26 protein-coding genes are annotated in these 23,481 nt (G+C 59.0%); 15 read left to right on the top strand and 11 right to left on the bottom strand.

From position 1 onward, the window contains the following. The first annotated feature begins 220 nt into the window (after nt 1–220). The 3 genes from OOF89_RS09800 to OOF89_RS09810 all read left to right on the top strand — a co-directional run bounded on the left by OOF89_RS09800 (nt 221) and on the right by OOF89_RS09810 (nt 3,228). Nucleotides 221–931, top strand: a complete 711-nt coding sequence (locus tag OOF89_RS09800) for a sensor histidine kinase (RefSeq protein WP_266075616.1) — start codon at nt 221–223, stop codon at nt 929–931. Between the two features lie 389 nt (nt 932–1,320). Then, complete coding sequence (locus OOF89_RS09805) at nt 1,321–2,475, top strand: PKD domain-containing protein (RefSeq protein ID WP_266075618.1); 1,155 nt, start codon at nt 1,321–1,323, stop codon at nt 2,473–2,475. Nucleotides 2,476–2,589: 114 nt separating this feature from the next. Next, nucleotides 2,590–3,228: a DUF4352 domain-containing protein gene (locus OOF89_RS09810; protein WP_266075620.1), complete on the top strand. Its 639-nt coding sequence runs from the start codon at nt 2,590–2,592 to the stop codon at nt 3,226–3,228. Between the two features lie 41 nt (nt 3,229–3,269). Here OOF89_RS09810 and OOF89_RS09815 read toward each other — a convergent pair whose 3' ends face one another. After that, entirely contained in the window at nt 3,270–4,022 is a 753-nt protein-coding gene (locus OOF89_RS09815) for a creatininase family protein (protein ID WP_266075623.1), read from the bottom strand. Continuing rightward, nucleotides 4,019–5,410: a M28 family metallopeptidase gene (locus tag OOF89_RS09820; RefSeq protein ID WP_266075625.1), complete on the bottom strand. Its 1,392-nt coding sequence runs from the start codon at nt 5,408–5,410 to the stop codon at nt 4,019–4,021. Before OOF89_RS09820 ends, OOF89_RS09815 begins: the two co-directional genes overlap by 4 nt. A 107-nt stretch (nt 5,411–5,517) precedes the next feature. Between OOF89_RS09820 and OOF89_RS09825 the strand changes: the two genes are divergently transcribed. From OOF89_RS09825 to OOF89_RS09855, 7 genes are all read left to right on the top strand, one after another. After that, entirely contained in the window at nt 5,518–6,996 is a 1,479-nt protein-coding gene (locus OOF89_RS09825) for a metallopeptidase TldD-related protein (protein ID WP_266075627.1), read from the top strand. 149 nt (nt 6,997–7,145) lie between these two features. Further along, the gene (locus tag OOF89_RS09830) at nt 7,146–8,804 is read left to right on the top strand and encodes an ABC transporter substrate-binding protein (RefSeq protein WP_266075629.1); all 1,659 of its coding nucleotides are present in this window, start codon (nt 7,146–7,148) and stop codon (nt 8,802–8,804) included. 29 nt (nt 8,805–8,833) lie between these two features. Then, the gene (locus OOF89_RS09835) at nt 8,834–9,811 is read left to right on the top strand and encodes an ABC transporter permease (RefSeq protein WP_266075631.1); all 978 of its coding nucleotides are present in this window, start codon (nt 8,834–8,836) and stop codon (nt 9,809–9,811) included. 4 nt (nt 9,812–9,815) lie between these two features. After that, complete coding sequence (locus tag OOF89_RS09840; RefSeq protein ID WP_266075633.1) at nt 9,816–10,787, top strand: ABC transporter permease; 972 nt, start codon at nt 9,816–9,818, stop codon at nt 10,785–10,787. Between the two features lie 57 nt (nt 10,788–10,844). Beyond that, nucleotides 10,845–11,879, top strand: coding sequence for an ABC transporter ATP-binding protein (locus tag OOF89_RS09845; protein WP_266075635.1), 1,035 nt, complete (start codon nt 10,845–10,847; stop codon nt 11,877–11,879). After that, nucleotides 11,872–13,230: an ABC transporter ATP-binding protein gene (locus tag OOF89_RS09850; protein ID WP_266075637.1), complete on the top strand. Its 1,359-nt coding sequence runs from the start codon at nt 11,872–11,874 to the stop codon at nt 13,228–13,230. The genes OOF89_RS09845 and OOF89_RS09850 overlap by 8 nt, the downstream gene beginning before the upstream one ends. Nucleotides 13,231–13,331: 101 nt before the next feature. After that, nucleotides 13,332–13,850, top strand: coding sequence for a hypothetical protein (locus tag OOF89_RS09855; protein WP_266075639.1), 519 nt, complete (start codon nt 13,332–13,334; stop codon nt 13,848–13,850). A gap of 19 nt (nt 13,851–13,869) precedes the next feature. Here the strand turns inward: OOF89_RS09855 and OOF89_RS09860 are convergent, their stop codons facing one another. The 6 genes from OOF89_RS09860 to OOF89_RS09885 form a co-directional block, all read right to left on the bottom strand. Continuing rightward, nucleotides 13,870–14,109, bottom strand: coding sequence for a hypothetical protein (locus OOF89_RS09860; RefSeq protein WP_266075641.1), 240 nt, complete (start codon nt 14,107–14,109; stop codon nt 13,870–13,872). Nucleotides 14,110–14,172: 63 nt separating this feature from the next. Continuing rightward, nucleotides 14,173–15,249 carry a M42 family metallopeptidase gene (locus OOF89_RS09865; RefSeq protein ID WP_266075643.1) on the bottom strand — a complete coding sequence of 359 codons (1,077 nt, stop codon included), beginning with the start codon at nt 15,247–15,249 and terminating at the stop codon, nt 14,173–14,175. 115 nt (nt 15,250–15,364) lie between these two features. After that, nucleotides 15,365–15,598, bottom strand: a complete 234-nt coding sequence (locus tag OOF89_RS09870) for a hypothetical protein (protein ID WP_266075645.1) — start codon at nt 15,596–15,598, stop codon at nt 15,365–15,367. A gap of 163 nt (nt 15,599–15,761) precedes the next feature. Further along, a complete protein-coding gene (locus OOF89_RS09875) occupies nt 15,762–15,938 on the bottom strand; it encodes a DUF7556 family protein (protein WP_266075647.1) in 177 nt (58 codons plus the stop codon). 95 nt (nt 15,939–16,033) lie between these two features. Next, the gene (locus OOF89_RS09880; protein ID WP_266075649.1) at nt 16,034–16,234 is read right to left on the bottom strand and encodes a hypothetical protein; all 201 of its coding nucleotides are present in this window, start codon (nt 16,232–16,234) and stop codon (nt 16,034–16,036) included. 99 nt (nt 16,235–16,333) lie between these two features. Continuing rightward, complete coding sequence (locus OOF89_RS09885; RefSeq protein WP_266075651.1) at nt 16,334–17,785, bottom strand: ATPase domain-containing protein; 1,452 nt, start codon at nt 17,783–17,785, stop codon at nt 16,334–16,336. 72 nt (nt 17,786–17,857) lie between these two features. Between OOF89_RS09885 and OOF89_RS09890 the strand changes: the two genes are divergently transcribed. Continuing rightward, on the top strand, nt 17,858–18,001 hold the full coding sequence (locus OOF89_RS09890) for a hypothetical protein (protein ID WP_266075653.1): 144 nt from the start codon (nt 17,858–17,860) through the stop codon (nt 17,999–18,001). Nucleotides 18,002–18,159: 158 nt separating this feature from the next. On the opposite strand, the gene OOF89_RS09895 is transcribed toward OOF89_RS09890, so the two are convergent. Next, complete coding sequence (locus OOF89_RS09895) at nt 18,160–18,546, bottom strand: Zn-ribbon domain-containing OB-fold protein (RefSeq protein ID WP_266075655.1); 387 nt, start codon at nt 18,544–18,546, stop codon at nt 18,160–18,162. Then, nucleotides 18,543–19,712: a thiolase C-terminal domain-containing protein gene (locus OOF89_RS09900; protein WP_266075657.1), complete on the bottom strand. Its 1,170-nt coding sequence runs from the start codon at nt 19,710–19,712 to the stop codon at nt 18,543–18,545. Before OOF89_RS09900 ends, OOF89_RS09895 begins: the two co-directional genes overlap by 4 nt. Before the next feature lie 328 nt (nt 19,713–20,040). On the opposite strand from OOF89_RS09900, the gene OOF89_RS09905 reads away from it, so the two are divergent. From OOF89_RS09905 to OOF89_RS09920, 4 genes are all read left to right on the top strand, one after another. Continuing rightward, entirely contained in the window at nt 20,041–21,030 is a 990-nt protein-coding gene (locus OOF89_RS09905) for a TackOD1 domain-containing metal-binding protein (RefSeq protein WP_266075658.1), read from the top strand. Between the two features lie 133 nt (nt 21,031–21,163). Then, nucleotides 21,164–21,445, top strand: a complete 282-nt coding sequence (locus tag OOF89_RS09910) for a hypothetical protein (RefSeq protein WP_266075659.1) — start codon at nt 21,164–21,166, stop codon at nt 21,443–21,445. 78 nt (nt 21,446–21,523) lie between these two features. Beyond that, complete coding sequence (locus OOF89_RS09915; protein WP_266075661.1) at nt 21,524–21,871, top strand: hypothetical protein; 348 nt, start codon at nt 21,524–21,526, stop codon at nt 21,869–21,871. An 86-nt stretch (nt 21,872–21,957) separates the two neighbouring features. Next, nucleotides 21,958–22,269 (top strand): hypothetical protein, encoded by a 312-nt coding sequence (locus OOF89_RS09920; protein WP_266075663.1) that lies wholly within the window; start codon nt 21,958–21,960, stop codon nt 22,267–22,269. A gap of 25 nt (nt 22,270–22,294) precedes the next feature. Here OOF89_RS09920 and OOF89_RS09925 read toward each other — a convergent pair whose 3' ends face one another. Beyond that, entirely contained in the window at nt 22,295–23,419 is a 1,125-nt protein-coding gene (locus OOF89_RS09925) for a mechanosensitive ion channel family protein (protein WP_266075665.1), read from the bottom strand. Between the last annotated feature and the right edge of the window lie 62 nt (nt 23,420–23,481).

Consider the following 23,481-nt stretch of genomic DNA (forward strand, 5'->3'; position numbering starts at 1 on the left):
ATGCGACGATACTCGCCTCAAATCGTGCGTGGCAGGAGTTCGGTCGTGACAACGATATTCGGCCGCCTGCGGACACGGTCGGTGACAACTATATCGACATCTGTGACCGATCGGACGATGAATATGCACGAACCGCTGTTGCTGGCCTTCGTGAAATCATCGACGAGGAACGCGAGACGTTCTCGTTCGAATACCCGTGTCACTCTCCGGGGAGAAAACGATGGTTTCTGATGCACGCGAGTCGGACTATCTCGTCGTCGTACACGAGAACTTCACCCAGCGAAAGGTCGCGGAACTGGAAGCCGAGCGCCGAACCGAGGAACTGCAGGAGTTCGCAAGACTTCTCTCACACGATCTTCGTAACCCGCTCGCAGTAGCGCAAGGGTCGGCGAAGATACTGGCGATGGATATCGAGGACGATTATCTCGATGACGTTCTCTCATCGCTCCTGCGAATGGAAGCCATCATCGATGACGCCCTTTCCCTCATGCGGTACGGTACTGAGGGGCGCGATAAGGAACCGATCCGACTCAACAAATTGACCGAACATGCGTGGTCGAACGTCGAAACGGGATCGGTGTCTTTCGCGCGCACAAACGATCGTATGCTCGACGGCTACCCGGATTTGCTGGAACACGTCTTCGAAAACATGTTTCGAAACACCATCGAACACGGCGAGGCGACAACTATCACAATCGGGACGACCGAACACGGATTTTACGTCGAAGACGATGGGACAGGCATTCCGGACGGAATGCGCAGTAAGGTGTTCGAGATGGGGTATACGACGCAGAAAAACGGGACCGGATTCGGGTTGGCCATCGTCGAGAATCTGGTGAAATCTCACGGGTGGTCGATTACGGTCGGAGAGGGGGATACGAGTGGCGCGAGGTTCGAAGTATTCACAAATCCCGTGGTCCCGAACAGTTGAGTCGGCAAACGATGAAAATCGATGCGAAAGACGCTGTGGCGATTGGGTGTGCGTCGGTCGAGTTCCCGCTCCCCACGGTCGTCGAATTCGCCGTCGGAGACAGTCTATCGTCGCTTTGCGGTTCGGTCAGATGATCGTTGGTTACGTGCTTGCAGCGTTTTGCCCGTCGTGAACCATCCATTTCGTTCGTCAGTTTCTACCAAACCATGTCACTCAAAAAAATTATATGTCTGTCTAGTTTTATGTTTTTGTTTCATATATGGCCGTATGACCTGATTTTTGTGTTATTATATATCCTTTATTACTCCAAGATTGTAAATACGGCCCACATAATTTTGAGTAAATCCAAAAAAAGATAACCTAGGCTTTCGACGTGTAGATGAGTATCGATGACCACTACACGACGTACGTTCTTGACTGCTGTCGGTTGCACAGGACTCCTCGGCCTCGGTGCGGCACAGAGCGGTGGCGATAGCGGCGCTGACCTCTCCCGCGATTCGTTCACGCTCATGGGCGGAACAGAAGATGCGACGAAGGTCTACGTAACTACGGCCAGCGAATCCGGACCGACCGCGCTTGTCGTCGGCGGAATGCACGGCAACGAAGAGGGAGGGTACCTCGCCGCCGAACGAGTCGCACAATGGGATATCGAACGTGGAACGCTAGTCGTGATTCCGAAAACGAACGCCGAAGCCGTCGCGGAAGACGCGCGCACTGCGAACGGCGAGGACGACCTGAACCGCCAGTTCCCGACCGGTCAGGAACCGACGACTGAACTCGCCCGTGCCATCTGGGGCGTCGTCGAGGAGTACGATCCCGATGTCGTCATCGACCTTCACGAATCGGTCGGTATCTACGATGGAGACCTCGTCGGCGGGGTCGGACAGGTGATCTTCACTTCGTGGGACGAAGCGGCGTCAAGCGACGCGAAAAAGGCTGCCGACTATCTCAACGAAAACTACGTCTCGCGCGACGAGTACGAGTTCTCGATCGGAGCGTTCTCCTCGCCGTCGAACGAACCGAGCGGACTGTTCGCCCACAAGGCCGCACGTGATGCCGACGCCCTCGCCTTCCTGGCCGAAGTGACATCCAAGGACACGGGAATCGACAAGCGAGTGCAGTGGCACACCAAACTCGTTCAACAACTCGTCGAGGAGGAAATCCTCACCACGTCCGGGGACGGCGAAGACGAAAACAATGAGGAGGACGGAAACGAGGATGACGACGGAACTGACGGCGAGGACGGCGAAACCGGTGACGAGCAGAACGAAGCACCTGTCGCGCATATTCAAACGGCGCCAAACGTTGGTGGCGGGTCAGTCGAACGGGGTGAGACTGTGACACTGGACGCCTCCGCATCGGAAGACGGTGATGGCGAAATCGTAGAATACATGTGGGACCTCGACGGCGACGGTTCGTTCGAAACTGACGGCGAGTCTACCGAAATGACGCCGTCCGAGTGTGGAAGTTACCGAGTCACCTTGCAGGTAACCGACGACAAAGGTGCGATGGCGACCGACGAAGTCGTCATCTCCGTCGTCTGATTGGTACTGTAAATTATTGTTGGTTCTCGCAACGTTCTTGAACAAATGTTGGGATAATTTGCATTTTCACGGCCAATAGTGAATTATACGTCGAGCGGAAACCGCCGAGACGCTATGAAACGTCGAACGTTTATCGGATGGACGGCGGGTGCGGTCTTTCTCGCGGGATGCTCCTCCAGCGGAGACGACACCGGTTCATCGACGACCGGAACTGAGCAATCGACAACGAAACGAGCGACCGGCACCACGGCGGGCGAAACCACCGCCTCCAAAACGACGGCGGACGGCACGACAACCGAAACGACAACGTCGGAATCGTCCACGACGACGGACGAGACACGAACCGTCGCTTTCGGTGAGTCCGCGACTGTTGGCGACGGTCTCGAAGTCGCCGTCACCGAGGCGAACACGTCAGGTTCGTACGAGCATGGGGAGACGACGACGAAATCGGGTGCCGAAAAGACGTTCCTCGTCGTAACGTTCGAGACGAAAAACTCCGCACAGTCCGCCCAGTCACTGCCCGAAGGAACGGCGGCGTCTGTGCGGACGAACGAGGGACAGTACGAATTGGCCGATGCGGCAACCGAACGGTGGCAACAGTACGTTTCGACGTCGGTACGCTCGGGCGAGTCGGCGTCAGCGACCGTCGCCTTCGAAGTGCCGAAGGACGCAGCTTCTTCGTTCGATCTCGCAGTGGTGGTGTCGTACAGCGAATCGGGAACGAAACGGGTCGTTCAGTGGCGCATGGATTGACCGGAGTTCGACCGACAGTAGGGAATCGGTCGCTGTCCGAGTCACTCCTGGTTCATGTCCTCTTTCAGCGCGGACAGGATTTTTCCGGTCGTCTCCTCGACGACTTCCGCCAGAAACTCAGCATCGGATTCGGTCGGATCGCCACGTCCGCCCTGTTCCGTGATGTCATCGTAGTACGTGTACTGTCGGGCTTTGAACCTCGCTTTTCGGGTCTGTGGCTCCTTTTTGTCGGCTTTCACGAGGTCGGGGTAGAATAGCTCGATGACGCTCGTCTCGTGGTCGCCCGCGTGACCCCACTCCTCACCGAATCGCTCTTTCAGTCTTTCGCGGGCGAAATCCGTCCAGTGAACGAAGAACGTTTTCACGCCGTAGTCGCGCTGGATACGGTCGCCAGCGAGCTTCATCGGCGGGCGGTTGCCGCCGTGGCAGTTGAGCAGGACGAGTCGTTTCGCGCCGTGTTCCGCCATCGACTGTGCGATTTCCATGATGACGCGCTGATACGTCTCTCCCGACAGCGTAATCGTCCCGGCGTAGTTCATGTGGTGTTCGGAGTAGCCGTAGGGTAGTGTCGGCAGTCGTACCATGGATAGGTCGTGTTCCGGTGCGGATTCGACCAGTTCACGCGAGAGGGCTTCGGCCCGGAGCGTGTCGACGGTGACCGGCAGATGGATCGAATGTTGTTCGACGCTTCCAGTCGGTAGAACGACAAAGTCGGCGTCCGGGATCGCATCTTCGGCATCCTCCCACGTCATCCCACCGAGGTCGTACTCCTCGTAATCGAGACGGACGGTCATCGGTCACCCTTCGCCATCGCTCCCGCGGTTGTTTCGGCTTCGTCACCCTCGAACGGCCAGTTTCCGGCGTTTCGCATCCCTTCCTCGTACCCCTGTTCGATGGTCGCATCACGAACTTCCGCGACCGGTTTCGAGGAGATTTCGCGGGACCCGTCCGCGAGTTTGACGACTCCTGCAGTGAAGACGACGGCGAGGTCGCGAAGGTCACGGCGGTCGAGCTTGTCGAGGGTGTCACCGTGGGTGTGTCCCCATCCCCGTCCGCTGTCGTCGGCGATGGACCGTGCTTGTGCACCCGCAACGCCGTTCTGAACGAACGGCCAGTGGTCGCTATGTGGGCGGATTCCCGCGTTTATTTCGACCGGAACGCCCAGTTCGTCGCGCACTTCCGCGAACGCGTCCCCGATGGGCTCGAAGCCATGCGTGTACACGTCGGCGGTCCGGGAGTAGCCCGCACCGTCCATGTTGAAGATGCATTTCACCGAATCGAGGTCGTGGGTTTCGGCCCAGTGATACGCCCCGTAGAGGCCGACTTCCTCCGCGCCGAAGACGAGACAGCGAACCTTCGTGTCGAGTTCGTCCTCCATTTCGACGAGCAGTCGTCCGATTTCGGCGACGAGCACGGTGCCAACGCCGTTGTCGTTCGCACCCTCGCCCACGTCGTGCGCATCGACGTGGGCGGTCACGAGGACCTCTTCGTCCGTTTCCGGACCGACGACCGCCTCGATGTTTCGGGAGTTCGTCGGTTCGTTTCGACAGTCGACGGTCAGTCGGGCGGTCGGTTCGCCATCCTCGCAGTAACGAACCAATCGATGGCCGACCTCTTTCGAGACGCCGACCGCAGGGATATCCCCCGAGCCGTCTTCGTTGCCGATACTTCCCGTTGGTGGAAGGTTGCCGTCGAGGTGGTTTCGAAAGAGGAACCCGGCCGCACCGCCGCGCACTGCCGCGCCGTATTTCTCCCCACGGTGAATCCACCGTCCGTACTCGTCCGGTGTGAGACTGGACGCCATCACGATTTTTCCCTCCACATCGGCGTTCTCGAAATCCTCCGGCAGTCCATCACCGACATCGATCAGTTCGGCGCTCACGTCGCCGCTCGGCGTTCCCGGGAGAGCGACCGTCTCGTGCTGTGCATCGAACTCGTGGGTTCGCTCGCGTTCGACGGTTAGCGAACTGGACCCCCGCCACCAACCGGGAATCTCGAATTCGGTTATCGAGGCGTCTCGCAGGCCATGTGACTCGAACGCGTCTTTCACTAACGCCGCGCCTTCGATTTCGCCTTGTTGTCCGGCCATCCGATTGTCCAAATCGACGAGATCACAGAGGAGATTCCAATGATGCGAACTGGTGTACGCATCGCCAACTATTGTCGTGGGTACTGTTTTCATTGTCCGTGGTAGAAAACACAGATGGGAGCGGGTGTAATGTAGGTTTGGATGGGAGAAATCCGCGCATCTGCGGAACAAATTTTACCACACCCGGACCAACGGACGGCATGGAAGGATTTACGCAGAGCATCGACACCGCGGAGTGGGTGCTATCACGACTCGAATCCGAGGAGTCGGTCGCCTACGCCGAGGTCGGATCTATCGACAGGGAAAGCACCGACGGGTCGGTGATTCCGGCGGAGGTACGGTCCGCGACCGACCTCTCACAGGCCGGTGTGTGGTGGCGACTGTTCGCGGACGGGAGTGCCGACTACCGATACGCTACCTCGTTCGAAACCGACCACCTCGAGGATCTCATCGAACGGTCGATACGGTCGGCGACCGTTCTCGACCAGCGAACCTCGGCACGATACGACCGTGGGACGGTTCACCGAGCGGTGCATTCCGGATGGACGGTAGGTGGGTCGCTCGGCGATTTCGATGCGGCGGAAAAGCTGGAACGGGTTCGATCAGCACTCGCGGATACGACCGAAGGCCTGTCGCTCGACCGAGCGAACGTCTCCTATCGCGACGACCGAATCGAGAGTACCGTATTGACCACGACTGGGACGACGGTTCGAACGACCCTCGAACGTGCGTCGGTGGACGTGGTTTTCGACCCGTTCGATGCGCCGAAGGTCCAGCGCCACTTCGGAAGCACTGCCGGGTCGTCGTTTCTGGAGTCGCTTCCGGGACGTTTCGAGGAGCTTGCGACCGACGTCAGACGGTATGTAAACTGGCCGACGACCGACGAGACTCCCGATTTCGGGGAAACGAGCGAAGTCGTTTTCGGTCCGCGGGCGTCGGCGGAGCTGTTTCACCATCTCATGCACTATCTCGAAATCGATTCCGTCTACTTAGGGTCGAGTCCGTTCTCGGTGGGTGACCGACTCGGTCCACCCGGTCTCACCATCGAGGACGGTGTTCGTTCCGGGTCGTGGGCGAGCAGGGCGTTCGACGCGGAGGGACGGCCGACCACGCCGGTGACGCTCGTTTCCGATGGGATCGTTCGGAATCATCTTCACGATATGGTTTCCGCCATCGAGGAGGGGACGACACCGGCGGGTTCGGTCGTCCCGAGTCTCGGTCACGAGCGACCGCCGAGGATCCACGCGCGACATCTCGATGTGGCCGCCGACGAAACGGCACCGTCGCGGAGCGACGGTGCCGACCTGTACGTGGAGTCGGTCGAACCACCGCGAATCGAAAACGAGGCGACCAGAACGAAACGGGAGAGTTCCATGCCGCCGAGTGTTCTGTACGCGAAAGACATCGCCGAGACGACGCCTAGCGAGTTCGAAAACGAAGCGGACGAGCAGGTGTTCGTGTTTCCGATACGTCTCGGAAACACGATACACGACGGGGAGCGGGCGGGTATGATCACCGAGGGTTCCGTCGTCGTGTCGCTCTCGGACGTTCGTTCCATTTCCGGCGTCGGCATCGAGCGCGAGACGGTGACAGGAACGTGTTCCAAACATCGGTCGATGCTCCCCTACGCGGTCACCGCTCCGGCAGTTCGACTCGCTGCGCGCGTTCGAACAGAGTGACGGGGTAGTAACGTGAACCGATACGATCGCAAGCAGAGGTCGGTGTTCTGATTAATATTTTGGATTCCGACAATCTATGTTGCATTGGGTTCCTATAAAATCTGTTCAATTTAGCTTATATAGTAGATGCACCTGTTCACTAATGGCTAATGGCAAACGATAACAAGGATGTTGGACGACGTGACTTTCTAAAATATTCGACCGCCGCTGGACTTGGGGGGATGACCGCGCTTGCGGGTTGTAGCGGTTCCGACGGCAACGGTGACGGTTCGGGCAGTTCCGGAAATACACTACCACAGTACACGTACCTGAACAACCCGGCCAACTACAACCCTGCTCGCCACGACGCGATCAACCTCATCGGCGAACAGCTCAATCAACTCGGTTTCAATACGAAGGTGCAGGTGTTCGAGTGGGGGACGCTGTACACCAAGATCACCGAGGAGTTCAACTACTCGTTCGCGACGTGGTCACGCGGTCTCGGTATCGACCCCGGTCGGCGAATGCCCGAACAGTTCCACTCGTCGAACACGGGGAAAGGTCAGGGTAATTTCACCGGCTACTCGAACAAGGACCTCGACCCGACCCTGATGAAGCAACTGCAGGAAAAGGACGAGCAAAAACGCATCGACATGCTCCACGATATTCAAAAAACCATCAACGAGGACGTGCCGATGCATCCGATCGTCCAGATGCCGAACATCGTGGCGTACAACAAAAATCAGGTCAGCGGCTGGACGAACCACATCGCGGGCTATTTCCACTTCGAGCCGATGACCAACGTCGAAGTGAACAACAGCAAGAAGGAACTTCGTGGGTCGTGGGCGGAGACGCTCGGGACGATGAACGTTCTCGGCTACAACAACGAGACGAAACTCATCCACCAGTTCGAGATGATGTACGACAAGCTCGTGCGCATCAACTCCAAGCTGGAACCCGATCCGAAACTCAGCCTGGCGACGGACTGGGAGCGCCCCGACGACACGACGGTGAAGTACAAGATTCGGGAGGGTCACAAGTGGCACGACGGCGAGGACGTGACCCCCGAGGACGTGAAGTTCACGCTCGACTACATCAAGAAGAACAAAATTCCGCTCTACTCGACGCAGTGGGAACTGTACAAATCGGTCTCCGTGGACGGACAGTGGGTGACGGTGACGTTCAAGGACCCGATCGGACCGGTCCACAAGCTATTCTCGAACCAGATTCCGATCGTTCCCAAGCACAAATGGGAAAGTCGTTCGAATCCGGCGAAAGCGTCGGTCAAAGAACCCGTCGGAAGTGGACCGCTTCAGTTCGACTACTGGGACAAGGGCAGCGAACTGAGCCTCAAAAAGTACGACAGCCACTGGCGCCCCGTCAAGTTCAACCGCAGAATCTGGCGTATCATCCCGGAGAGTTCGACTGTCTGGTCGCTGCTGAAAAAGGGCGACCTGAACTACCTGCCATACACCCGTATCGGCAAACAGCTCAACGACAATCAGAACAACAACAGTATCGGGGTCGAATCCGCACCCGGCGACGGCTGGTGGCATTTCAGCCAGAATACCCGGCAGAAAGGTCTCAAGGACCCAGCCGTCCGGCAGGCTGCCGTCCACGCGATTCCGAAGAAAGCCATCAACAAGCAGATCCTGTACGGATTCGCGACGCAAGGCTGGAACCTCGTCGGCGAGTCGTTCGGCAAGTTCAGCAACCCGGACGTCAAGAAATACCAGAAAAACGACGGCGTAGCAGCGGGACAGAAAGTGCTCGAAGACGCCGGGTACAGTATCAAAAACGGCAAGGTTCAGGCGAAGTCGTCGAAGTAACGCGAAACAACATATTTCACGTAAATTAAATGGGAAAACTAGATTTCTTTGTCAGACGCACGCTCCAATTGGGGCTGACGCTATGGGCGGTCGCCACTGCGTTGTTTATGCTGTTTCGGCTCATGCCGGGGGATCCGACCTCGTACATCATCTCACCCGGGATGACGCCGGAAGTGCGACAGCGACTCGTCGATAGCTACGGGTTGAACGACCCGTTGTGGGTACAGTACGTTCGATACATCGAGAACTTGTTGACGCTCGACCTCGGTCGTTCGTTCAAAACGAACGAGCGTGTCGTGGACGTGCTCGTCACGTATCTTCCAAATACGCTCATCCTGATGCTGACCGCATTCGTCGTCGCGTACATCATCGGCATCACGCTGGGCGTGTTCACCGGCTGGTATCGCGGGAGCCAGTTCGAAAAATCCGCCGTCGTGACGGCACTCGTCGGCCGGAGCGTCCCGAGTTTCTGGATGGGCATCCTCGTCCTCTGGATATTCGGTGCCAAGTTGGGCGTCATCCCGATGAGCGGCATGACAAGCCTCGGTTCCGGTCCGAAGGACTTCTGGGGTATGGTCTTCTCGGTGGACTTCCTCCATCACCTCATCGCGCCCGTCATCGTGCTCGCGTTCTATTACATGGGCTATCCACTGCTCATCATGCGCAACAGCATGCTCGAAACACTCTCTGAGGACTTCATCGACCTTTGTCGGGCGAAGGGGTTGACGGAACGGTCGATAATGTTCAAACACGCCGCCAGAAACGCCCTGCTTCCCGTCCTGACTGCCGCGGCCATCGCGGTCGGCTACGCGGTCGGCGGGAGCGTCCTCATCGAGACGGTGTTCGGATGGCCGGGTATCGGACGGGAGATGATTCGAGCGGTGCTCAGGCGCGACTTCCCGGTCGCGCAGGGGACGTTCCTCGTCCTCGCACTGTCGGTCATCGTGATGAACTTCGTGGCCGACCTACTGTACGGCGTTCTCGACCCACGGGTGACCTATGACTGAAACGATGAGCCAGGAACACGAACGGTCCATATTCGAAGACATCGAGGGGGACGAAGACGAGCAGTTCAGCGCGTGGCAACGGAACCTCCGACTCTGGAAGGAGACGGTCTCGGAGCAGTTCTTCATGCTCGTCGAGGACCCGATGGTCGTTCTCGCGATGCTGACGCTCGCGTTCTTCGGTATCATCGCGGCAATCGCACCGTGGATAGCGCCGTACGGTCCGAAGGACCGCCTGATGACGAACGGATTGTTCGCCAAGTGGGTGAAGCCCTCGTTCCTCGGCGGCGACGGCGGCTACATCCTCGGGACGACGGCGCAGGGGTACGACATCTTCAGCCAACTCCTCTACGGCGCACGCCCGGCCTTGATGGTTGGCCTGGTCGCCGCGTTCATGACGGTCGGTCTCGGCACCCTCGTCGGCCTCACCGCCGGGTACTACGGCGGCCGCGTGGACGACACACTGATGCGAATCGTAGACTTCGTCTACGGGCTTCCGCTCCTCCCAACGGTCATCGTCCTCGTGACGGTGCTCGGACCGGGCCTGGAGAACATCATCCTCGCGTTCGTGTTGCTGCAGTGGCGAACCTCGGCGCGTGTTATTCGCGCGCTCGTCCTCTCGCTCCGCGAACGCTCGTTCGTCAAGGCGGCGAAGGTGTCCGGCGCGAGCAACTGGCGAATCATCTCGCGCCACATCGCGCCGAACGTCCTCCCGATGGCGTTCCTCTACGGCGCGTTCGCCATCGCGTGGGCGATTCTCACCGAAGCCGGGGTGTCGTTCCTCGGACTCGGCGACCCCAACAGCGTCTCGTGGGGCGTGATGCTCCAGAGTGCACGCGTCTACAGCGCGATGACTGAAGGCGCGTGGTGGTGGTTCGTGCCGCCAGGAGTCTGTATCGCGCTCGTGGTCATCAGCGGCTTCCTCATCGGCCGCGGCTACGAAGAAATCGTCAATCCGGAACTACAGGTCGAACAATGAATCTACTCTCACGATTATCATCGAATCGCGGACTCGCAATCGAGGAGGGACGCTGACGTGGCCCTGCTCGAAGTCGAGGACCTCGAAGTGTACTACGACAGCGAAGACGGCCCGGTCAAGGCGGTCGATGGCGTCAGCTTCGAAATCGAAGCGGGCGAGACCATCGGCATCGTCGGCGAATCCGGCTGTGGAAAATCGACGCTCGCCAAGGCCCTCATCGGAATCCTGCCGAAAAACGGCTACATCAACGGCGGGAGCATCCGGTTCAAGGGCGAAGATCTGACCGACATGCCCGAAAAGCGTCGTCGGGCACTCCGTTGGGACGAGATTTCACTCATCGCACAGTCCGCGATGAACGCGCTCGACCCCGTCTACACCATCCGGGAACAGATCCTGGAAGCCATCGACGCACACTACCCGAAGATGGGTCGAACCGAAGCGCAAGAGATCATCGACGAGTCGTTCGATCTCGTCGGTCTCGACCGCGAACGGCAGACGGACTATCCCCATCAGTTCTCGGGGGGGATGCGCCAGCGTGCCATGATCGCCATGTCGCTCGTGCTTCAACCGTCGCTCATCCTCGCGGACGAACCGACGACGGCACTGGACGTCATCATGCAGGACCAGATTCTCAAGCGAATCAACGGGATTCAGCGCGAGAGCGACACCGCAATGATGGTCATCACGCACGACGTGGCGGTCGTCGCGGAGACTTGTGACCGCGTCGTCGTCATGTACGCGGGCGAAATCGCGGAGGAAGGCCCCGCCGAGTTCATCTTCGGCGAACCGTACCATCCCTACACGCTGGGACTGAAAAGCGCGTTCCCGGATATCCGACAGTCGAGTCAGGACCTCGTGAGCATCGGCGGTCACCCGCCGGATTTGAGCAACCCACCCAGCGGATGTCGGTTCGCGGAACGATGTCCACTGGCGACGGAAAAATGTACGGAGGACAACCCACCCGCGGTGATCCACGGCGACCTGCGGTCGTACTGCCACCATGCCGACAAGATCGATTCGCAACTGCGTCCAGTCGCGAGTCAAGCGGAGACGTGGGAGAACGAGGCGTCGATGGGGGTGAGCGATGACTGACCCGACGACGGGGAATGCGGCGAGCGGCACGGACGACGACACGCTCGTCCGCGTCGAAGGGCTGGAAAAGCATTTCCCGGTCGGCACCGGCCTCGTGAGCAGTCTCATGAGATCCATCCGCGGCGAGGAAGAAGATGCAGTTCACGCCATCGACGGTATCTCTTTCGACCTCCGTGAGGGTGAGACGTTCGGTATCGCCGGGGAATCCGGCTGTGGCAAGACCACGACCGGGATGTGCCTGACGAAACTGTACGAACCCACCGGTGGCAGCATCTACTACGACGACGAGGACATCGCGGACAAGAGCGGCTCCGACCTCACGAACTTCCGGCAGAACGCTCAGATGATATTTCAGGACCCGTTCGAGAGCCTGAACCCGCGGATGACGGTGTACGACACCGTGGTCGAACCGCTCCGCATCCACGACGTGCCGAACCAACGCGCGCGCGTTCGACGCGCGCTGGAGTTCGCCGAACTCGAACCGGCGGAGGCGTACTTCGACCGCTATCCGCACGAACTGTCGGGTGGCCAGCGCCAACGCCTCGCCATCGCTCGGGCGTTGGTCATCGACCCGGACTTCATCGTCGCCGACGAACCGGTGTCCATGCTCGACGTGAGTCTCCGCGCCGGTGTACTCTCCCTGCTGGAGCGCATGACCGACGAGTTCGGTCTCTCGGTCGTCTACATCAGTCACGACCTCTCGCTCCTGCGTCACATGTGCGACCGACTCGCCATCATGTACATGGGAAAAATCGTCGAACAGGGACCGACGGAGGAGATAATCACGAACCCGAAACACCCCTACACGCGGGCACTCATCGACGCGGTGCCGGTTCCCGACCCGTTGGCGGGCCGGGAACGGGTCGAACTGGAGGGTGAGGTCGGCGACGCGATCAACGTGCCGTCCGGCTGTCGGTTCCGGAAGCGGTGTCAAAAACTCATCCAACCGTCGGAGTACAACCTCACCGACGACGAGTGGACCGCTGTGAGAACCTTCATGCGCGCGGTTCAGTTACACAATATCGAGAGCCGTGACGAGGCCGAAATCAGAAGTGAGTTCTTTGCCGACGTAACCCTCGATGGCGAAGCGGGTAATATCGTGGACGAGGGTCTCTCGTTGGTTTCCGCCGGGGAATTGGACGACGCTGACGACCTACTCACCGGTCGATTCGAGGACGAAAGTGTCTGTGCCAATGCACTCCCACCACTCCACGAACGGACGGACATCGATGGCGAACGGGAAGTCGCCTGTCACCGCTACGAAAGTGCGGAAGGCTTCGATCCGTACGCCGAAATCGAGGAGGCGAAACCCGAGGAACTCACTCCCTCGGCGGAATCGTCCGCCAACTGAACGCTCTCCCTTTTCGAAAACGGCACCGTGATCGGCCGAAGACTACAGTACCGTCCGCATAGTGTCGAACAAGGTCGGAGAACGTCCCTGACTGATACAATATGTTCGATACCAACGATGTTCGGGTTCTTTCCGACGGTGGGACGAACGATGATACGAGGGCCGACGATGGCACGATGACGAACGATAGTACGAAAGCAAATGACGACGCGGACGACTTTCGTTTTCGTCTCGGGGGGTTGTCGCTCGACCTGTCCGGTGTCAAAGCCGACATCGATGGACTCACGCTCGGCTTGGACGCGATAGAACTCGACGTGCCCCGATCCGGGGGATCGAAATCGGTACGAAGCCGTCAATCAAGCAGCCACGGTGCGCAGGTGGGTGCGTTCGTCGGTCGGATGATCGGCGGTCTGATCGGACGCATCGTCGGTCGCGTGCTTCGACTGTTGTGGGATGGAATTCGCTCCCGTGTTGTGAGATCGAAACGGGGAGACGAATCGAGCGAAGCGGGTGAGTCGAACGAGGAGAGCGATTCGAGTGTTTCGGGGGAACGACGGTCCGACCCGGAGGAAGAACTGATAGAACGACTGAAACGAGCAACCGAGGGTGAGTCCGATTGAACGACTCCCGTTACGTCGGTCATCCCCGACGCTTTCGCTGGCTTTCTTCCGCCTCGGCTTCCAACTGCTCGGCACGGATTTCGTCGCTTCGTTTTCGGCGCCACTCCCAGATACCCACGACGATAATCAGTACGCCACCGGCGACGCCGCGGAACGGTTGTCCCGCGAAGGAAAGCGCGACGAAAACCACGACCGCAAACAGGAGCGAGACGCCGAGCGTTATCTTCGCCCATCCGCGCTGTGGCCCTCGAAGTCGCATACTCCGTGGTTGGAGAGCAGATAGGTGAACGTTGTGGAGTCGATCGCAGTCGATGACCGTCGTTCAGCGTGGTCTCCGAATCTCGTCCCGACTCGGGAACTCCTGATTCAATGCGGACAACAGCACGTCAGCAGTCTCCTCCGCGTCCACCATGGAGAGCGTTTCGACCGGCGAATGTGAGTATCGACAGGGAACCGCGATGGCCCCGGCGTGGCGGCCGCCGCGAACCTGTTGGAGCTCGGTCGCGTCGGTCGAACCGGTCAACATCAGGTCGTGTTGAATCGTTACTCCTATTTTTTCCGCGGCATCCTGCAGCCACGTTCTGGTCTGTCGGTCCACGATGACGCCGCCGAAGAGGTACTCCGACGTCCCGTCGCCGAACTCGACGACGGGACCGCCATCAAGCGTCGCTTTTACACCGTCGGTTCGTCCGGCAGGGTAGTCGTCCACCGGGAAGATTTCGAGCGCGATGGCGACGTCGGGGTCGAGACTGTATCCCGCGGCACGGGCGCCACGGAGGCCGACTTCCTCCTGTACCGTGGCGACGTAGTGTACCGTTGCGTCGACATCCTCCTCGCGAGCGATTGCGAGCAGGATTGCCAATGCGATTCGGTCGTCCAGCGCCCGACCAGCGATTCGGTCGTTCCCGAGTCGAGTGACGCCACAGTCCCATATCGCATAATCGCCGGGTTCGACGCCGAGTTCGGCCACATCATCGGACGTCGTTGCCCCGATGTCGATGCGGAGGTTCTCCGGAAGCGACTCCTTTTCGTCCTCGTTCATATAGTGGCGACAGCGCGGGCCGATGACGCCGGGAACGCCGTCCGGACCGACGCGAACCCGTTGGCCTGACAGGTTCCCTTTGTAGTGTCCACCGAGCATCCGAAAGGTGAGAAACCCGTTTTCGTCCACTCGGTCGATGAGGAACCCCAATTCGTCGGTGTGAGCCGCGAACATAACCTCAAAATCGCTATCCTCGCTTCCCTCACTCGTCGCCGTGACGTTGCCCATCGCGTCGAACGAGACGTGGTCGACGTGTGGTTCCATCAGGTTCGCAAACCGGTCGGCGACGGCGTACTCGTTTCCGGGCGCACCGGGTGCTTCGACCAGCGTTTCGAGGTCTTCGAACGAAACGTGCATGCGTGAACCGTGACCGAACGGGGGTTAACCGTTCGGGTCGGTGCAATCCGGACGGTTACCACTCGACGCGGTTCGATATCGGCCAAAACGGCGTGAAATGCGAAAACCGCAGTTATCAGTTCGCGTCGAACCCGAGTTCGACCAGCGTCTCTTCAGAGACGCCGTTTTCGATGATTCGTCGTCGGATCTCTCGTCGCTCCGCATCCGAAAGGTCGATAGATGTTCCGTCGCCGAAGTCCTCGCCTGGGCGACGACCACGGCCTGCCGTCTCGTACGCTTCTCGAACGAGTTCGGCTTCTAATTTCGGAACGGATTGGGGAATCTCAGGTGATTTTTTGATTCCAGACATCGTTTCCGGTCACTCACAGAAGGGTGTTAAAGTTATTCTAAGCCAACAGATTTGTCTTTTCCCTGTTGTACAGTCCTCTTTCGTGATATGTACCGTGGGGTAAGGCTAGTCGGTGAACGTCCCTCAATTTAGGACTCCCATTTCCGTATCCCCATGTTCAGGATTATCGCCACTCTTCCAGCACCAGCGCGTCCGGGAGATCCACTGCGACCCATGCGTCGTCCCGTACGATGTCGGCGATGATCGCTCGGTCGGGACATCGGTCGTCCGCTGTTTCGTCGATCGCGAAGACGATTTCCGGCGCTTCCTCGTTTCGTCCGTCGAGTGCTGAGTTCGTCATGACTGGAGTCGATGGTCGAGCGTGTTTGAACGGTTCGTTCCGGACGGGTTTTGCGTCCGTTGTATAAAATCCGTTGTGACCGATCTCTCGAATCGTCAGTCGAAATCGTCGGGGTCGAAGAGGTACTCACTATCATGAGACGCTGGCACTGCTCGGCGTGTCGAAACCTCCGGCATGAACATCTTGATAACGACGAGAATGCCGATAAACGTCGGAAGTACGGAAAGGAACGGGACGGTTGCTCCGAGCCAACGAACGGTCTCCCAGAATGGTAACAGTGTGAGTGTTATTCCCATACTCTGTTCAGTCGAGAACTGACACTGGTAACATATAACAATGCCGATTAAACCTCGAGCGAAGTCGATATACTCGGTATAATTCTCGGTTTCCGGTGATCAGTGGCCCTCGGTACTGATCTGCTCCCCGTCGTCGCCGAATCGAGGCATTCCGGTGAGTATTCCTTGCAGGTTATCCATCGGTTCGCCGACTTTGATTCCGTTTTCGGTAATGCTGAACTCCCGGAGGTAACGTTCGTAGTCGCTGGTTCGCTTTTTCAGGACGCCGATGGCCTTCCGTAGTTCTCCTTCCAGTTCGAGGTGTTGAAGGAGAATGATGTTGTCCGCAAGATAGCTGATCCCTTCCCCCGTTGCCTTGACCTGTCCAGTCATCGAATCGTGTTCGGTGATGAGAATGACCGTCACCCCCAGGTTTTTGAGGTAGCGACAGAGTGCCTGCATCGTTTCGACGAGGCTCAGTCGGTCGTCACGAAGCGAGACGTTGTATCCCTCGACGCCGTCTATCATTACGATATCCGTGTCGTGAGTTTCGACCTCGCGTCGAACCATATCCGAAAACTCGACCGAAGAGCGCTTGACCGGTTCGATCTCCTCCAGTCGGAGCGATCCATCCGCTACCATCCGTTCGACGGGAACGTTGATGCACCTACTTCGCTCGTGGAACGTTTCGGTCGATTCTTCGAACATGTACACGACCGAACGTTCGCCCCTCCCGGCGGCTTCCTTCATGAACTGCGTTCCGAACGTCGTTTTCCCGACGCCGGTCGCCCCGCTGATTACCGTCGTCGTTCCGCGTTCGATACCGCCATCGAGCAACTGATCCACTTGCGGAATGCCCGACGAGAGACTCTCGGGTTCGAAATCACGTTCGGACACGACCGGGTCGAGGGCCGGAAATATCTGGATGCCGTCATCGGAAATTCGCATTCCGTGTGAACCATCCCGCGCGCTGTTCGGCGCTTTCGGGACGGTAAGCGTTCGAGTCCGTTCGCTTCGGCGGAGTTCGAGTCGACCGTCGTCAACGACCGACGGTACGTGCTCGTATCGGTCGGTACGGCACGTGAACAGCACTGTCGCTCCGCGTCCTTTGAGGTGACGTGCCAAACCGACGACTTCCTCCCGATACCGTTCCGAATCGGAAAAGAGGTGGCGAAGCCTCGTCACCGGGTCGACAACGACGCGGTCGGGGTCGAGTTCGGTGATACGCTCGGCGACCCGTCCGACGAGTCGTGTATCAGACACGTTTGTGGCGAACGACTCTGGTGATTCGTCCACGAGTTGAGTCTCGCCATGCAACCCGAGAAACGAGACGTTTTCGGCGTCGATATCGATGGATTCGGCTTTTTGACGGAGTTCGTCCCGCGTTTTCGAGCAGTGAACGAACAAGGCCGTGTCGCCCCGTTCGACGCCCGCCTCGAGAAATCGGAGGCTGACGAGCGTCTTCCCCGCGCCAGCATCGCCACGAAGGACGTACGACCGCTCTCCAGTAAGCCCACCGTTCAAAACGGTGTCGAGCCCGCGTATCCCCGTGGATAATCGTTTCGTTGACATTGGTATAGCCGCGAAGCGCTATCGGAAAATAGTTTTGGATTATTTAAACTGCGTACTAATATTTCAGTATAGGTGGATAAAAACGGGGAATCCGGTCGCCGTATTATCGACCGTCGGAGCGCCATCGAACATCATTTCCCCGTCCGGTTGGAGAACGGATGGGTCGGTTCCAAGAGGGATTTGTACGTGGAGGGTTCGACGTTCGTTCGGGGATGACAACCGCGGATACTGTTTAAATATCTGATCTGTTGTCTTCTCCCTCGATTCTCGAACCCTCGATATCGCGAACGGATTTCTCCCCACTGCCGTTGTCAGTTCACGGTTTGAACGGCGAACGACGCTGCGGAATTCATCCGCAGGAACGAGGTCGTCGGTCAGTCGCGTGCTTCGAACATCGGGGCGGGCATCCCGTCAACTTCGACGGTTCCGCTCAATTCGACTGTGTCCCCGATTTCGACGTCGCCCTCGACACGACCGAGGAGGCGTGCATCGCCCAACTCGACGATACCGACTTGAAACGGACCGTCGACCCCCACCGGTGGGACGGTGATGGTGGTTTCGCTGTGCACCGTACCCGCATGCGGGAGATGGTTCGACGTGAGGTTTCGGCCGCCGCAGTCGATGCACGCGCGTTTCGGCGTCGCAGTGACGTGACCGCACGACCGACATTCGAGTCCGACGAGGTCGCCCGATTCGAGACGCGTTCGCCATTCCGCGTAGGTCAGACCGCCGTTCTCGTCGATTTCATCGTCGGAGCTCATTCCCGCTCCTCCATGACCGTGACGACGGTCGTTCCGGCGTCGCCGCCGAGGTTGTGTGCGATACCGGTCGTCGCATCCTCGACTTGGCGTCGGCCGGTGGTTCCCCGAAGTTGCTCGGTCAACTCCACGATCTGTGCAGTCCCGGTCGCTCCGATGGGGTGCCCCTTTGCCTTGAGGCCACCGCTCGGATTTACAGGGAGTTCCCCGTCGACGTATGTTCGGCCGTCGGCCGCCGCCCGTGCACCGGTTCCGTCCTCGAACAGTCCGACCGCTTCGATGGCCAGAACCTCAGCGCCCGTGAAACAGTCGTGAACCTCGGCGAAATCGACATCCTCGGACGAGATCCCGGCTTGGTCGTACGCCTCCCGCGCGGCGTCGCGAGCGGACTGTGTCGCCGAAAGCGAGACCTTGTCGGCCAGCGGAACCGCGTCCGTTCGGTGCCCCACGCCGGTGACGTTCACCGGTTCTCCGTCGAAGTTCTCCGCCAGGTCGTCCGAGACGACGAGTACTGCGGACGCGCCGTCGGAGAACGGACAGCAGTCCATGAGGTGAAACGGGTCCGCGACGAGGGGGCTTTCGAGAACCGCCTCGGTCGTCGTGTCGCGGCCGAAATGCGCGTGAGGGTTGAACTGACCGTGGTAGTGGTTTTTGACGGCGACATCGGCGAGCTGTGCCTCGGTCGTACCGTGCTCGTGCATGTGGCGTTTGGTGAGTAACGCGAACACGCCGGGGAAGGTCAGTCCCGCCGGTTGTTCGTACTGACGGTGGGCAGCGCTCGCGAATATTTTCGTCATCTCGCCGGTTCCGAGGCCGGTTTCGGGCGTACAGCGTTCCGCACCGCCAACCAAGGTAACGTCGTGAACTCCGCCTTCGACCGCCTGAACGGCGTGTTTGAACGCGTTCGACGAGGTCGCACACGCGTCTTCGAATCGTTGGCAGGGAATTCCCTGCAGTCCGATGTGGGTCGCCAGTTTCGGCGCGAGATGCGTGTCGTCTTCGGCCTGTCCGCCCATCGCGTTGCCGAAGTAGAACGCATCGATTTCGTCGAGCGAGACGCCCGCGTCGTCGATCGCGAGAAACGCGGCGTCCGCGAACAGTTCCTCCAGCGGTTGGTCGTGTGGGCCAAAGTCGGTCATTCCAGCCCCGACGACGACAGCTCGTGGCACGACCGTTCGTTTCACGAAGGAGACTAATAAACTGCCCTCCCTTTCCATCCCAGCAGCAATCGACCACTGCCGTATTCGTGAGGGCAGCGTCAGGCATCGGTTGAACTCCTCTCCAAAGCACGTAGCCGCTGCTTTCAGGGCGACGGTGAGCCCGTTCGAATCGCTATCTCCGCGGAGGGTTTCCGAAGCAGCGTTCTCGGGGGGCGGAATACCCGTGCGAGGATATATCGATCGTCACACGAGCGCCGCTGACGTTGCAATCTATGACGATAGTTACCGATTCGTATTCGAATCATTACTAAATGGCCGCCCTCCGTCGTGCTATAGCATGGCTTCACCGGGTACGGTACGGTTGTTGACCGCCCTCTGGGAGGGGTCGCTGGACGAGATTCGGCCTACGCTCGATGTCGATACGGGAGAGGTAACGTATCCCGACGCGACACAGCAGTTAGACGAGCAGGATGGAGAGACGTTCGAGGTGCTTGAAACGCTGGCGGAACGCGACCTCCTCTATCGTGAATTTCAGGAAAAGCAGTACATCTGCCCCCGGTGTGAGGCGAAAGGGATGCAGTACACTACGGCCTGTTCGACGTGCGAATCGCCGCAGACGATTCGCACGGACCGGTTTCGACACCCCGACTGTGGATACGAAGGACTACGCGAGCAGTTCGTCGCCGAGAACGGCGTCGTCTGCCCCGACTGCGAAGCGCATTTGGAATCGTTGAAACACCTCGAATCGGACGCCGCTCACATCTGTGAGGACTGCGAGGAGGTTTTCGAAACTCCAAAACATCGTCTTCGGTGCCGGGAGTGCCTTTACGTAGCGCCGCCCCTGCAAACCATCGAACGAATCCTTTACCGGTATTACATAAGCGACCACGGTGCGCAGTGGGTCGAAGAGCAGTTGACCGCGCGTCAGTTGATGGTCGAGATACTGGAAGCGCGAAAACTCGAAACGAGCATCGACACGACGGTGACGAACGGTGCGGGAGCGGAAACCCCGGTCCACGTCTCCGCACACGACGACCTGTTGGACGACCATGTCATCGCTGCGGTTCACGAACGCCCTGAGGAAGATGACGTTCGTGAACTGCAGTCGATCGCGTCCGATGCGAATGCGCGGGCAACACTTGTTACCACCTCGGGGGAAGTCGTCGGTGCCGATACTGCCGACGTTATCGCGGACGAGGGGATATCGGTCCTGCGTCTCACGAGAAACGACACGCTCCGACGCGAGTACGAAATCGTCGAGAAAACCGACGCACGAAACTCGTTCGTCGGACGTATCGCGGATATTTTCAAGCCGCAGAACGGATAGCTGTCTGCTGAGTATTCGTTTCGTTTCCTGTGACACGTCTCACGATGGACCGACGGATTAGTGTTGGGTCAGTTCCTACCTGCGTTGTCGTGAACACGACCCCGTCTTCGAGGGACCCTCGGACCGTGTGATCATGTTCAACAAACTCAACCCATTCAGCCGACGTACGACAGACGACCATCCGGAGTTCGACCAGGACCACCGCATCGAAATCCACTGCCCGAAGACGATGGGACTGATAGCGACGGAGGATACGGACCCGGACGAGTGGGATTCGGACGTGGATGACGGTGAGGGGATCGCAACGTACGACTGTCCGGAGTGTGGCGAGCAACATCGATATCTCTGGGGACCGCCTGTCCCCCTCAACGTAGACGAGGAGGAGTCGGAGCGATCGCTGTTCGACGGACTGTGAGGGCCTATCGATACCTGCTGCACCGAGGGCTTATACCCGCTCGCTCCCGAGATGACGTATGAACGGAGGGGTAGAATAATGCGGGCGACACCCGGCCGAGGTCGGTTGTTTCGAATCCTTATCATTCTCATGGTTTTCTCACTCGGACGGCGACTGCTCGGCGGAAACGAGTTCGGAACCTCCCTCGGAGGGATCGGCGTAGACGGCACGGTACTCGCTGGGGTTGCGGTCGGCCTGCTCGTCATCGGCAGCGTGCTCGCGTTTCGAGCAGGTGTGCTGACGCGAGGGAACTCGTCGTCTCCGACGAACGTCGAAGCACCCGAAGACGGCTACGTGTGTCGATACTGCGGAACCAATCTTGAGCGCTTCCGTAACCGGTGCCCCTATTGTGAGACGCGTAACCCGGTGACGAACCCCGACGAATAGCGCCCCATTTCAGTTCTGCGTTCTGACTTGTTTGAAAAGGAGGTGGTTTTTAAATGATTAAGGTGAATGAGTTGCTATCACATGCCATGGAGTTTGAGACCGTCTTTCGGGTACTCGTTGCCGGGGTACTCACCGTCGCGCCGACGGTGCTGTTCCTTGGATTATGGCGGGGGTTGATGGCGCTTCGTGACGACGATCTGGTCAATCGAACGATGAACGGCGAGTTCGGCCCGGTATCCGATTTACTCGTTCATCCCGACCGGTTCGCCTTTTCGGCGGGGAGCCATCGGTACACGACATCGAATCACGTTTCGGAGGGGGTTCGCTGTCGTTTCTGTGAGACGACGAATCCGAACTACGCCGACTACTGCGGGAACTGCTTGGAGAAATTCGGTTGATACTGTGTGTCGGTGAATCCGGAGGTCACTCTATTTGCCGTTCCCGTTCCCGACTGTCGATGAGGGGAAACCCGGCAGTTCCCTCCCGCGGCGACACCTCGTGTTGTGGGAACGGTATCTTGATTCCCTCCCGGTCGTAGGTGGTTTTCACTGCCGCGACGACCGCCGTGGTGGCGCGCCACTGCCGCCGACTGCTCGGTCGGTCTATCCAGAACCGAAGTTCGAGCAGGATGGCGGAATCGCCGAACCCCGTCAAAACGGCGCGTGGGGAGGGGACCTCTAAAACGTCGTCGAGGCCCGTCATCGTTCTCTCCGCGATCGCAATCGCTCGATAGGGGTCGGTCGAGTAGTCGATACCGACTTCGACTTCGAGTCGAAGTCGGCCTTTTCGCCCGTAGTTCGTGATGATGTTCGAGCCGACCACGTCGTTCGGGATGATGACGTACTTGCCGGAGAACGTCTCGATTCGCGTTGTAAACAGCGTGATGTCTGTGACGATTCCTTCCTCTCCCTCGTCGCCTTCGATAGGAATCCGTATCCAATCGCCGATTTCGAACGGGCGCGAGAACATGAGCGTGAATCCGGCGATCAGTGCGCTCAGAGTTTCGTTCGCGGCCAATCCGATGATGATGCCGAGGAATCCAGCCCCGATGAGGAACGCGCGAACGTCCACCCGCCAGACCCCGAGCAACAACAATCCGGCGAAGAGATAGACGCTGACTTCCGTCACTCGAGCGATAACCTCCCCTTGATGACTCGTAACTTGCCCGGTTCCAGTGGCGAAACGGTCGACGAGGCGAACGATCATCCCCGCACCGATGTAGGCCGCCGCGAGCACGCCGAAGGTAATTCCGAGACGAACGCCGGCAGACGTTAGTTTCGAGAACACGTCAACCCTCGGGGCCGGAGCGGCGGAGTCCGTCCAGAGTGCGAGCGTGTACTGCCCGATGAGAACCGCGGCGAGTCCACTCGTGGTGAGCAAGAGGACGTCCACGAGACGCGAGTCCATCCGTCGTTTCAACCGTGGTGCGATTTTCCACAGGACCCACGTAACGAACACGAGGACGACGAGCAGAAACGTCGAGAACAGTATTCGGGCGTCTGGAACCGGGAGTTGCTGAAGGAATCCGGGGAGCGGTACGGTCGGCATGGGAATCGATTCCGTCGGGGGCGACATGCTATCGATGCAATGACAGCGTCTCGCAGTACCCA

The organism is Haladaptatus caseinilyticus (assembly GCF_026248685.1).
Taxonomy (GTDB): domain Archaea; phylum Halobacteriota; class Halobacteria; order Halobacteriales; family Haladaptataceae; genus Haladaptatus; species Haladaptatus caseinilyticus.